Source organism: Companilactobacillus alimentarius DSM 20249 (assembly GCF_002849895.1).
GTDB lineage: Bacteria > Bacillota > Bacilli > Lactobacillales > Lactobacillaceae > Companilactobacillus > Companilactobacillus alimentarius.
The window spans coordinates 950,880-963,715 of sequence record NZ_CP018867.1; the positions used below are offsets into that span (position 1 = coordinate 950,880).

9 protein-coding genes, 1 tRNA gene, 1 riboswitch and 1 other annotated feature are annotated in these 12,836 nt (G+C 36.2%); of the genes, 4 read left to right on the forward strand and 6 right to left on the reverse strand.

Annotation, left to right across the window (positions count from 1 at the left end):
* Window positions 1-59: 59 nt before the first annotated feature.
* The gene (locus tag LA20249_RS04625) at window positions 60-1,433 is read left to right on the forward strand and encodes an FAD-dependent oxidoreductase (RefSeq protein ID WP_057739922.1); all 1,374 of its coding nucleotides are present in this window, start codon (window positions 60-62) and stop codon (window positions 1,431-1,433) included.
* Window positions 1,434-1,516: 83 nt separating this feature from the next.
* Here LA20249_RS04625 and LA20249_RS04630 read toward each other — a convergent pair.
* A tRNA-Leu gene (locus tag LA20249_RS04630) sits at window positions 1,517-1,600 on the reverse strand.
* A 67-nt stretch (window positions 1,601-1,667) separates the two neighbouring features.
* Here LA20249_RS04630 and LA20249_RS04635 point away from each other — a divergent pair.
* Window positions 1,668-2,507 (forward strand): NAD(P)H-hydrate dehydratase, encoded by an 840-nt coding sequence (locus LA20249_RS04635; RefSeq protein WP_057739921.1) that lies wholly within the window; start codon window positions 1,668-1,670, stop codon window positions 2,505-2,507.
* A 60-nt stretch (window positions 2,508-2,567) separates the two neighbouring features.
* On the opposite strand, the gene LA20249_RS04640 is transcribed toward LA20249_RS04635, so the two are convergent.
* From LA20249_RS04640 to LA20249_RS12005, 3 genes are all read right to left on the reverse strand, one after another.
* Entirely contained in the window at window positions 2,568-4,205 is a 1,638-nt protein-coding gene (locus LA20249_RS04640) for a putative polysaccharide biosynthesis protein (protein WP_057740372.1), read from the reverse strand.
* A gap of 378 nt (window positions 4,206-4,583) precedes the next feature.
* The gene (gene leuS / locus LA20249_RS04645; protein WP_057739920.1) at window positions 4,584-6,998 is read right to left on the reverse strand and encodes a leucine--tRNA ligase; all 2,415 of its coding nucleotides are present in this window, start codon (window positions 6,996-6,998) and stop codon (window positions 4,584-4,586) included.
* A 40-nt stretch (window positions 6,999-7,038) separates the two neighbouring features.
* Window positions 7,039-7,250 (reverse strand) — a binding site (T-box leader).
* Entirely contained in the window at window positions 7,249-8,559 is a 1,311-nt protein-coding gene (locus LA20249_RS12005; protein WP_057739919.1) for a glucosaminidase domain-containing protein, read from the reverse strand. (Overlaps the previous feature by 2 nt.)
* A gap of 81 nt (window positions 8,560-8,640) precedes the next feature.
* Between LA20249_RS12005 and LA20249_RS04655 the strand changes: the two genes are divergently transcribed.
* Window positions 8,641-9,291, forward strand: coding sequence for a phosphatase PAP2 family protein (locus tag LA20249_RS04655; protein ID WP_083477975.1), 651 nt, complete (start codon window positions 8,641-8,643; stop codon window positions 9,289-9,291).
* Here the strand turns inward: LA20249_RS04655 and LA20249_RS04660 are convergent.
* Both LA20249_RS04660 and metK read right to left on the reverse strand, forming a co-directional pair.
* Entirely contained in the window at window positions 9,238-10,713 is a 1,476-nt protein-coding gene (locus LA20249_RS04660; protein WP_057739917.1) for an MDR family MFS transporter, read from the reverse strand. The two genes, LA20249_RS04655 and LA20249_RS04660, sit on opposite strands and share 54 nt — an antisense overlap.
* 72 nt (window positions 10,714-10,785) lie before the next feature.
* Window positions 10,786-11,982, reverse strand: a complete 1,197-nt coding sequence (gene metK / locus LA20249_RS04665) for a methionine adenosyltransferase (protein WP_057739915.1) — start codon at window positions 11,980-11,982, stop codon at window positions 10,786-10,788.
* Window positions 11,980-12,060: riboswitch (SMK box riboswitch) on the reverse strand. Its footprint overlaps the gene before it by 3 nt.
* Window positions 12,061-12,151: 91 nt before the next feature.
* Here metK and LA20249_RS04670 point away from each other — a divergent pair.
* Window positions 12,152-12,826, forward strand: a complete 675-nt coding sequence (locus LA20249_RS04670; RefSeq protein WP_057739913.1) for a hypothetical protein — start codon at window positions 12,152-12,154, stop codon at window positions 12,824-12,826.
* The last annotated feature ends 10 nt before the right edge of the window (window positions 12,827-12,836 follow it).

The window sequence follows — 12,836 nt, forward strand, 5'->3', positions numbered from 1 at the left end:
TTATTAAGAGCTAATCTTACATTGTAATGATTCTTATTAAGCAAATCGGAGGTTATTTTATGTCAAAGACTAAAGTAGTTATTGTTGGTGCATCACATGGTGGGCATCAATCCATTTTGGAATTATTGAAGCGTTACGATGACGTTGATATTAAATTATTTGAAGCTGGAGATTTCGTCTCCTTCATGTCCTGTGGTATGGAGCTATATTTAGAGAATAGCGTCACTGGAGTCAATGATGTTCGTAATTTCAGTCCAAGCGACTTCTCAGATAACAAGAACGTTGAGATCCTAAATAACCATCAAGTTACTAAAATCAATTCAGACAAAAAAACTGTTACCGTAGTTAATACTAAAGATCAAAATAGTCAAGAATATCCATATGACAAATTGATCTTAAGCTCTGGCGTTAACCCTAAGCCTATTCCTGTACCGGGAAACGATTTGAAAAATGTTTTCTTAATGCGTGGTTATGATTGGGCAACACAGATTAAGGCTAAGTTAGAAGATCCAGAAGTTAAAAACATCACTGTTGTTGGTGCTGGTTATATTGGTATTGAAGCTGCCGAAGCCAGTGTTAAAGCTGGCAAGAATGTCACTTTGCTCGATGTGATCGACCGTCCTCTAGGAACATATCTTGATAAGGAAATGACTGATATCCTCGAAAAACATCTTGAAGACAAAGGTGTCAAGGTACTTACTGGTGTTAATATTAAAGAATATACCGGTAGTGATAAAGTTACTGCTATCAAAACAGATAAAAAAGAGATTCCTAGCGATTTAGTCATTCAAGCTGCTGGTGTTCAACCAAATACTGATTGGCTCAAGGGTACTGTCGAACTAGATAATCGTGGCTGGATCAAGACTAACGAATATCTCCAAACTAACTTAGACGATGTGTATGCTATCGGTGATGCTACCTTGGCTTATTCAATTCCAGCAGATAACCACGTTCCAATTGCTTTGGCAACTGTAGCTCGTCGTGAAGCTAGATACGTTGTAAAACACTTATTCGAAAAGAACCCGGCTCTACCATTCAGTGGTGTAGTTGGATCATCAGCTTTGAGCGTCTTTGATTATCACTTCACTGAAAGTGGTCTTAATAGCTTTACTGCTAAACGTTCAAATGTTGACATCAAGACTTCCTTCTACCAAGGCAGTTTGAGACCAGCTTATGTACCTGCTGGCAAAGATAATCCAACTGTTTATGTCCAATTATTCTTCAATCCTAGTTCACATGTTCTCTTGGGTGGCTCTGTTCTTTCAACTTATGACATCACGGCTCAAGGGAATGTCTTAGCTTTAGCTATTCAACACAAGTTAACCGTTGAAGACTTAGCCGATGCTGACTTCTTCTTCCAACCAGGCTTTGACAGACAATGGAGTATTTTAAACGTTGCTGCTCAACACGCACTTGGAGAAACTGATTTCTAATCCATCACATAATAATAAAGTCAAAAAGGCAAGGACATTATTTACCAATGTCCTTGCCTTTTAAATTCACTTTATTCTAAAACTGCCGTTGGCGAGATTCGAACTCGCACCTAGTAAACTAGACAGCGACCTGAACGCTGCGCGTCTGCCAATTCCGCCACAACGGCAAAATAGTACAATTGCTTTCAGAAATATACTACAATTAAAATGATACTACAAATGGAGGTACTTGCAATGGAAAAAATTAATAAATCGGTATTAAATCAAGTGATAACTCCACGAAATCCTGAATCCTACAAGGGAAACTATGGTAAGGTTCTCATTATTAGTGGTTCAACTCATTTTGGTGGAGCCACCATTCTTTGCAGCAGTGCTGCTGTTAATACAGGTAGCGGTTTGGTGACTGTTGCTACTATTCCTGAAAAATTTACCGCTATCAACGTTAAAATTCCTGAAGCAATGACTATTGATTACCAAAATAAAAAAGCTTTAACAGAAGCTATAAAGAACAGTGATGTCATAGCAGTTGGTCCAGGATTAGGTACCTCCTCTATTGCCAAAGGAGTTGTAAAAGCGGCTTTAACACAAACAAATAATAAACAGACTCTGATCTTAGATGCTTCAGCAATAACCATCATAGCTCAAGAAAATTGGCCTTTAGAATCTAAAGCTAATCTGATTTTAACTCCTCACCAAGGGGAGTGGCAGCGTTTATCTGGTTTAGATATTGCCGAGCAAAATCCAAAAAGTAATGCACAAAGTTTACAACAGCTAAATCCAGAAGCGCTTTTAGTTTTAAAGAAACATCATTCTGAAGTTTATTATCATGAAACAACTGCTCAAATTGAAGCTGGTAATCCAGGGATGGCCACCGGTGGTATGGGTGACACCTTAACTGGTATTATTGCTGGCTTCATTGCTCAATTTGGCTTCTCTTTTCAAACAGTAAGTGCTGGACTCCTACTTCACAGTACAATTGCTGATAAACTGAATAAAGATAATTACGTAGTTTTACCATCGAAAGTAATTGAAAAACTACCTAAATATATGGCCAAGTATAGTTATAAAGATTAGTTTTCCCATTTAAAAACCCAGTGTAGCGACCAAAAACGGTCATTACACTGGGTTTTAATATTATTTGATATTAAAAATTCTTCTGATTCGAGACACTTTGGAACCTAAAATTCGATCTGCTAGTGCCGTCTTCAAAACTAGATAGCCATAAACAACGCCGCCTAATCCAGCTTCTAGAACTAAAACAACCACACTAATAATTCGATCCGAATTACCAACAAAATGGAAGACAACCCAATTAACAAAGATCACTGAAACAAACATGACTAATGAGAATAAGATTATGCCACTAATCCGCCGTGAAATTCGACCAGTATCAAATGGATAAATTCGATGTAACTCTCTTAACATTAGCCAAGAAACTACACCCATCCCGATACTAGTGGCTACCAATGGTCCAAATTCATGGAAAATTCCTATCATTGGCAATTGAACAACGACCTTAACAATAAGACCATAGATGAAATATTTAATAGCTAATCTGTTACGATACAAAGCTTGTAAAATTGCTGAAAGAACTGTGAACAATCCTAACAAAATGGAAATTATTGATGAGAACTGCAACATCAAAACACCCAAGGAATCATAACGATAAAAGGTTGTCCATAACGGTTGCGCCACGGCGTACATCCCTAACGAAGCCGGTATCATGATAAAGAAGAATAATTCCAAGGTATTAGAAATCTGATCTTCAATCTTTTTCTTATTACCCTTAGAATACAGTCCTGAAAGAATTGGAACTGCTGTAACTGCCATCGCAGATGATAAGGAAACAATAATCATAATCAATTTATTAGCTTGGAAACCAAATAATGAATAATAATTATCAAGCTGTGCTCCTGTTGCGTTAACGAACATTCTCATAAACTGATTAAAGGTTGATTGATCATATAAATTGAAGAAAGTAATTCCAGCATCCAAAATAATAAATGGAACCGCTTGTTCAAAGATTTCGCGAGTAAAGCTTCTTTCATTCAAGTTCTCAATTGGCTTACTATTTCTCGATAATTGTCGTAATTTCGGCATTTTTTTCAAAATAGCAAATACTAAAATGACAATAGCCACTGCCGCACCAATAAATGCCGCAAAAGTTGACTGAACTACCGCGTTGATATAACTACCCTTATTGATCACCATAATTAGATACGTGGCAATCAACATATAGATAACTCTAGCAATCTGTTCAATGAATTGAGAGATTGCTGACGGAGCCATATCCGAATAACCTTGTAGATAACCACGTAAAATACTCAAAATAGGAATAATCAACACTGCTACTGCCAATGATTTGATAACTGGAATACTTCGAGGATCACCATCAGTAAATAAAGTCGCCAAGACTGGAGCTCCAAAAAACATGACTGCCCCAAAAATTATACCCATGAAAGTCATAATTTTTAGACCGTGCTTAAATAACCTATTTCCAGTCGCGTACTGGTTCAATGCGTTATAATGCGAGATTTGTTTTGAAATTGCACCTGGAATTCCCGCTGTTGAAACAATTAAAAACAAACTATAGATATTATAACCCTTAGCAAACAATGCGTTAGCTGCCGGATAATCAGAACCCATCCAGGCCATCCAAGGAATAATATAGATTGCACCTAAGATCCGAGAAAAAATACTACCAGCAGTCATCCATGCTGAACCCTTTAACATCGTACTCTGTGAGGACGATTCCGGGTCTAAGACTGGCATTACTTCTTCTTCTTCTTGGCTCTTATTTTTGCCCAAAACATGCACCACCTTAAAAACTATCCATTTAATTATAGCAAAGTTCTTATCCTAAAGATTTTAAATTACGCTTAAATTTTAAGAAATGCAAACTATTTTTGAGATATTTCTCTCAAATTTAGACAATTTGGCAATATATTTGCTGTTCTTACAAGGTATATTAATGATAGAATATAATTTGTTGAGTATTTAAACAAAAAATATTATACACATAGACAAAAAAGTAGTTTCATGCAATTATTCATTTATAAAGTATCAGCCCTCACCCTTTAATGTTAATTAGTTTTCATATTCAGCCTAAAAAAGACCTCGGAAACATTTTCCGAAGTCTTTTTTTGTTTTTTACTTAACAACAATATTAACAATCTTATTAGGAATGACAATCACTTTAACAACATTTTTACCATCAATGAATTTTTGAACTTTTTCATCAGCAGTTGCTAATTTTTCAAGCTCATCCTTAGGCGTATCAGTTGCCACTTGCAACTTGTCTCTTAATTTACCGTTGACTTGAACGATAATCTCAACAGTATCTGAAACCAATTTACTTTCATCATATGTTGGCCAAGCAGCGTAAGAAATTGATTCAGCGTTTCCAAACTTATTCCAAAGTTCTTCCATCATATGTGGAGCGATTGGTGCCAAGAGTTTAACCAAGCCTTGGGCGTATTCTTTAGGCATCGTCTCAACCTTATGTGCCTCGTTAACGAAGACCATCATTTGAGAAATGGCAGTATTGAAATGCAATGCATCATAATCCTCAGTAACTTTTTTGACAGTTTGATTATAAACTTTGTCCAACTTACCATCGTTGTTATCTGTTAAGAAGCCATCACGCAATGTGCTGTAGTCATCATCGTTGACGAACAAGTTCCAAACTCGATCCAAGAATTTAGATGATCCAGAAAGACCATTTTCTGACCAAGCAATTGAAGCATCCAATGGTCCCATGAACATTTCATAAGTTCTCAAAGTATCGGCACCGTATTGTTCAACCACATCATCAGGATTGACAACGTTACCCTTTGACTTAGACATCTTTTCATGACCCTTACCAAGAATCATTCCTTGATTAAATAATTTTTGGAATGGTTCCTTAGTTGGTACAACACCTAGGTCATACAATACCTTATGCCAAAATCTTGCATAGAGTAAGTGAAGCACCGCATGTTCTGCCCCACCAATGTAAAGATCAACTGGTAGCCATTGTTTTAGCAAATCATAATCAGCTAATTCTTTATCATTATGTGGATCAATATATCTTAGGTAATACCATGAAGAACCGGCCCACTGTGGCATTGTGTTAGTCTCACGACGTCCCTTACGACCATTCTTATCCACGACATTGACCCAATCAGTCAAGTTTGCCAATGGACTCTCACCAGTACCTGATGGCTTGATATCACTATCTTCAGGCAACTTAAGTGGCAATTCATCTTCAGGAACTAGTGAAGTTGTACCATCTTCCCAATGAATAACTGGGATTGGTTCACCCCAGTATCTTTGACGGGAGAAGACCCAATCACGAAGACGATAATTGACTTTCTTCTTACCGATTCCCTTGTCTTCTAAGTATTCAACCATACGACTGATGGCATCTTCCTTATTTAGACCATCCAAAAAATCAGAATTGATATGTTTGCCATCGCCAGTAATTGCTCCATCATCCAAATTACCTTCAATAACTTGTTTCATTGGCAAATTGAACTTCTTAGCAAAGGCAAAATCACGATCATCATGTGCTGGTACGGCCATAACGGCACCTGTACCATAAGTTACTAGTACATAATCAGAGATCCAAACTGGAATTTTGTCGCCATTGACTGGATTAATTGCATAAGCACCAGTGAAAACGCCTGTTTTTTCATCGTTTAAATCAGTCCGATCAAGATCAGATTTGTGTGACACTTCTTCTTTATAGGCATCGACAGCACTCTTTTGCTCAGGAGTTGTGATCTTATCAACTAAGTCATGTTCAGGTGCTAGAACCATATATTGAACACCAAAGGCAGTATCTGGTCTAGTTGTGAAAATATTGACTTTTTCATCATGATCAACTAATGGGAAAGTGATTTGAGCTCCGACAGAACGACCGATCCAATTACGTTGCATTTCCTTGATACTTTCAGGCCAATCAATGTCATCTAAGTCATCAATCAATCTGTCAGCGTATGCTGTAATCTTCAACATCCATTGACGCATAGGTTTTCTAATAACTGGGAAACCACCACGCTCAGTTTTGCCATCAATGATTTCCTCATTAGCAACAACTGTTCCTAAATCAGGAGACCAGTTAACTGGAACCTCAGCCTCATAAGCCAGACCCTTTTTATACATTTGTTCAAAGATCCATTGAGTCCATTTATAAAACTTAGGATCAGTTGTTTGAACTTCACGGTCCCAATCATATGAAAAGCCAAGTGAATTGATCTGACGTTTGAAATTTTGAATATTCTTCTCAGTGAAATCAGCTGGTGTATGCCCAGTATTCAAAGCGTACTGTTCAGCTGGAAGCCCAAAGGCATCAAACCCCATGGGATGTAAAACATTATATCCTTGAGCACGCTTCATTCTAGCGATGATGTCTGTTGCAGTATACCCCTCTGGATGTCCCACATGTAGTCCTTGTCCTGATGGATATGGGAACATATCCAAAGCATAGAAGTTTTTCTTCTTTGGATCATTAGTAGTTCTAAAAGTATCATGCTCTTTCCAATACTTTTGCCATTTCTTTTCTACGGTATTGTGATTGTACATATTTCTCCTCCTATACAAAAAAAGCCCTATGATTTTAAAATCATAGGACGAATTATCGCGTTACCACCTAAGTTCCGCACCAAATAAGTACGACTCTCAAAATCCTTAACGAGGATCAGGCGCAGTCACTTACTTAGTTTCGGCAACTATTGTCAGTGGACGAGTTCGAAAATAAAAATCTACGCATTCACATCAACATGCGCTTTCTGTAAAGAATTTTTATAATCTACTACTTCCGTTGTCTTATATCTTATACCAATAATGTTTGTCCGACAACCAATAAATCTGAATTAAGATTATTTAATTTCTTAATATTGTCAACCGTCGTCTGAGCTTGTGAAGCAATTGAATCAATCGTATCACCGTTTTGAACTGTTACAGATTTATTGTCTTGGTCACTTGAATCATTATTAGAATCATTAGAACTATAATCATTTTGGACATTAATTGCAGTTGAATCTGAATCAGAATCAGAGTCGTCAGCTGGAACATATTTCTTCACACCGTCACGTTCATCTTGAACAACAACTGGCGCTTGTTTAGTCCCATAAGCATCCCCAACGTTACCAACATCGCCATCTTCGCTAGTTGTATTATTACTATTAGTCGTTGTGGCTGTATTAACCATATTAACATTGCTATTCTGGCTAGCTGATAATGGTTGACCATCTTCTCCGATAACTTGCGTAATAACTAAAGTCTTACCTGGATAAACATAACTGCCAGTCTTTAAATTATTAATACTCATTAAATCCTCAACAGAAATATTAAACTTATCGGCAATTGATTGTAAAGTATCACCTTGAGCCACAGTATAAGTTTTATCTTTGTTAGTTGTATCTTGATCAAATCGAGTTAAATTATACTTTTCAATCATACTATTTAATTTGTCAGCATAAGTCGTATCGGTCGCATAACGACCTGTCAAAAATTTAGTTGCGTCTTTATAAGAGGTAGTGTTACTCTTCCAAGCACCTGCATAAAGTTGCGAATTGCCAGAAGTACCGCCTCTTAATAATGAAACGTAATCCTCAAGCGATTCCTTGTAGGAAGGATACTTTCTGAAATTAGAATCAATGGAATAAAGATTACCACTACCATCATCTTCTTGAGTACCCATATTTACGGATTCGCCATTATAATCTCCCTTAATACCAAAGAGATTATAATTAGGAGCACTAGCCAATCCACTAGTTCCCCAACCGCTTTCAACCATTGCCTGCGCAATCATTACGGAGGCATAAAGGTCGTTGTTTGAGGCAAGCTTACGGGCAGAGTTACCGATATAATCAAGGAATTGTTGATCCCCGGTACCTTTAGAACTAACTGGAGTATTAGTGATCGTTGAATTTTGAGATAATAAATTATTAACAGACAAAGCTTCAGCTTTAACTGGTGTCGGAGTGGAAATATCGGCAATTTCAGCCACAGCAGCACCGACAAACATACTGGAACCCAAAATCGTCATATTTTTACGCAAATTTGCATTCTTATTTTTTTTATTATTTAATCTAGTCAAACGACTATCTTCAATTTTTCTTTCACGACGTGTAATAACCATAAGTATTTTGCTCTCCCTCAAAATCTTTATACTTTATTATATTTCTTAACAAAAACTTAAACAATAGAGAGATTAAAAATCATGAAAATATCTAAAAAACTAATTATTACCAATGTTTTACTCGTATTATTCTTTGTTTTCTGGACAATTAATATTACGCAGAAAACCACCTTAATTACCAATTTCGATAATTTTTTTATTGATCAAATTTACCATCACAATAATTTTTCACTCAATATTTTTCGACCAATAACTAATCTCGGCGATACGCTTCCAACTATCCTCATTGCGGCAGCTTTTTTTGTACTTTTAATAATTAAAAAGTATTACTATGCGGCAATCTTCTTGGTGCTGAACAAAGTCGTTGTTGCTCTTTTAAATAGTCTAATAAAAAACATAATAGAACGACCACGACCAAGTCATTACCATTATGTTTATGCTGGCGGCTTTAGTTTCCCAAGTGGCCATTCGGCAAGCTCATTTGCGTTATACATCTCACTATTAATCATTGCTTGGTTTATCTTCAAAAACATCAAGTTCAAATTACTGATTAGTATATTAACAATTAGCATCGTCATATTAGTTGGCTATAGTCGAATTTTTCTTGGTGTACACTATCCTAGCGATGTGTTAGGTGGATACACTTTAGCGGCTATAATTTTAACTTTTAACTCTCTATTATTTGGAGCCAAGAATTTTTCGATTCTTCAGCTCAAAGGCATTAAGAACTAATCCCACTATCAATAGTACAAGAGAAGCAACATAAATGTTGTGCAATCCTGAAAAAAGAATTTGTCTCATTTTGGGTAAAAGCTGCTGTGGCAATGAATTAGCCGTTTGTGGATCAATTAATTTATTCATCATATCAACGGTAATATTCTTATTTTCTGCCGCACCTTTGGCTAAAGCAGTATTCAAAATGATCCCATAAACTGAAACCATCATTGATTGACCGATAGTTCTTAATAGCGTATTAAAACTGGTAGCAACACCAACATTTTCCGGTTCAACGACAGTTTGAGCTGTAACGGTTGTTGTCGTTATTGTAAGACCAAACCCTAAACCGGCTACTGCAGCTAGACTACAGAAATAAATAAATGGCGTCGTTGGTCCTGCCATCAATAACAATCCATTAGCAATTGCTAGGAAGAAGAGACTGATATAAATAACCCGATTAGGTGCCATCTTCTTTATCAAAGTACCAGCCCAAAACGATCCAAAAATCCAAACAATTGAACTAGGAGTGACTGCAAATCCTCCCATAGAAGGACTCAATCCTAAGATTCCCTGCATCCATGTAGGAATATAGGCTTCAAAACCAATAAGAAATCCACTGACAATCAAAGCTAAGACATTTTGAATGACAAAGGTCTTATTTTTGAACAATTCCATTGGCAAAATCGGATCTTTAACCCGTTTCTCAACTCGAATAAATAAAAAGATTGAAACAATTGAAACAACTACTAAAGCAACTGTCAAAATGGCTTTTCCCGTACCAATGTTTTGTAAAGCTAACATCAAGGGTAATAGGACAAAAATCAATAAGACCGTTCCTGTATAATCAATATTTAATTTTGCATGTTCTCTTTTGTCCTCTTTAAAGAAGATCCAAATCAGAGCCATCGTTAACAAACCAACTGGCAAATTAATCAAGAATACCCAATGCCAACTTAATTGTTCAACAATGAAACCTCCCAAAAGCGGTGCTATAACTGCGGCAATTCCCCAAGCCGATCCGTTAAAGCCTAAAATTTTAGCTCTTTTTTCTAAGGGATAAATATCAGCAATAATTGTAAACGTTAAAGGTTGGATTGCTCCAGAACCAATACCTTGTACCACCCGAGCTAGAATTAGAGTTAACATCGAATTAGACATTGCACAAAGTGTTGACCCTATTACGAATAAAACTAATCCAATCATCAAAACAGGTTTACGTCCAACTATATCAGACAATTTCCCGTAGATTGGCGTTGCAACTGCCGTCATTAATAAATAAATTGAGAAAACCCAGTTCATTAAACTAACGCCATGCAAACTTCCAATAATAGTTGGCATAGCGGTCGAAACAATTGTTCCTTCAATAGCTGTCATAAAAGTAGCGATAAAGACAGCGATTGTAACAATTACGACATTTGATTGATTCTTCTGTGTCATTAAATAATTCCTCCATAAAAAAAGAGACCCTCTCTAAAGTTATACTTTAAAGAACGCCTCTGTAATCACCGACTAAATTTTCAAGAAACTCTTAATATCATTAACTTTATCAAGTTTTTCCCATGGTAAATCGATATCTGTACGTCCGAAGTGGCCATAAGCAGCCGTCTTCTTATAAATTGGTCTTTGTAGATCAAGCATTTTAATAATACCGAGTGGACGTAAATCAAAGAACTTATTAATAACTTCTTCAATTTGATCCTCGGAAAAGTTGCTAGTACCAAATGTATCAACATGAATGGAAACTGGTCTTGCTACACCGATGGCATAGGCAATCTGGATCTCAACTTTTTCAGCAACTCCGGCAGCTACTAAATTCTTGGCAATATATCTAGCTGCATAACTAGCTGAACGGTCAACCTTAGTAGCATCTTTACCAGAGAATGCACCACCACCGTGACGAGCAAATCCACCATATGTATCAACAATAACTTTACGACCAGTCAAGCCAGAATCCCCTTCTGGTCCACCGATCACGAAGCGTCCTGTTGGATTGATCAAGATCTTCGTCTTGTCATCCATCATATCAGCTGGAACAACTTCATCGATAACATATTTCTTAATATCTTTTTTAACTTGATCCAGACTAGCTTCAGCCTTGTGTTGTGTACTTAAAACAATTGTATCAACACGAACTGGATGATCGTTGCCATCATATTCAATAGTAACTTGTGACTTAGCATCTGGCATCAAGTAATCAATTGTTCCATTCTTTCTAACTTCAGCTGTTTTTCTCATTAACTTGTGAGCTAGAGAAATTGGTAAGGGCATGAATTCTTTTGTTTCGTTTGTTGCAAAACCGAAAACAAAGCCTTGATCACCAGCACCGATTTGATCCAATGGATCAACGTCTTTTTCGTTATCACGTCTTTCCAAAGCATCATCGACACCCTGAGCAATATCAGGAGACTGTTCATCTAGTGCCACCAATACGGCACAACTATTACCATCAAAACCTGGGTTTGAACCATCGTAGCCAATATCGGTAATGGTCTTACGAACAACGCTTTGAATATCAACATATGCAGTAGTTGATATTTCCCCTACAACTAGAACTAATCCAGTTGTGACAGTTGTTTCGCACGCAACACGTGCATCTTTATCCTTTGCTAAAATAGCATCAAGAATTGCATCACTTATTTGATCAGCAACTTTATCTGGATGTCCTTCTGAAACTGATTCAGAAGTAAATAAATAATTTTTTGACATATTCTCTTTTCCACCTTTTCGGTTACAGGGCCTCTCCTCGTAAAAAAAAAGGATCCCATCAGGAACCTCTTAATAGGTTAACACAAAATTAATTTATTTTCATAAAAAACAGCAATTGACGTCCAACTTTTTCTACACTAATATAATTTTATGAACAAAAGGAGTTTTTATGGACAATTTAAAATCTAAAAGACTATTGGCATCCCTGATAGAATTCATAAGTTACCATATTTTCCCATTTATCTTTATTTTCGTTAATGGACTCAATAACTATTCTATTCATGGATTTTTACTAATCATGGTCGCAATGGTCGCCCTGTACAAAGAATATCTTCTTCAATTAAATCCTAATAAATATTTCCACATACTATACACACTCATTTATTTGGCTTTAGCAATTCTTTCACTTCATTCGCTCAATAAATTTGTCATTATTCTAATTTTTGCACAATTAGCTTTCTTATTTATGTTGAGATATTTACCCGACAGTTTTCAAAACATTTCTTCATTAATTTCAGACTTTATCGTACCAAGTTTTATGTCAATTGCGATTGCTTTTACCTATATGCATTTTATTTCAGTAAACTTTGTAGTTCCATTGCTTTTGATAAACTTATCGAGTGTTTTGATAAATTATTTTGAAGGTTCCAGATCTGACTATCTACAATTGGTAGCTTTGTCCGTTCTTTCTTTGATCCTATTCTTATTAAATTACATTAATGTTTGGACAGCTTTAGTTATTGTCATTTTTGTTGTTGCAATGTCCATGTTGAAAAAATACCGTAATTTTTCAGAACCTAATCTTTGCTATCGTATAATTGGAAACATTATCCTAATTATTTAAGAATAATCCT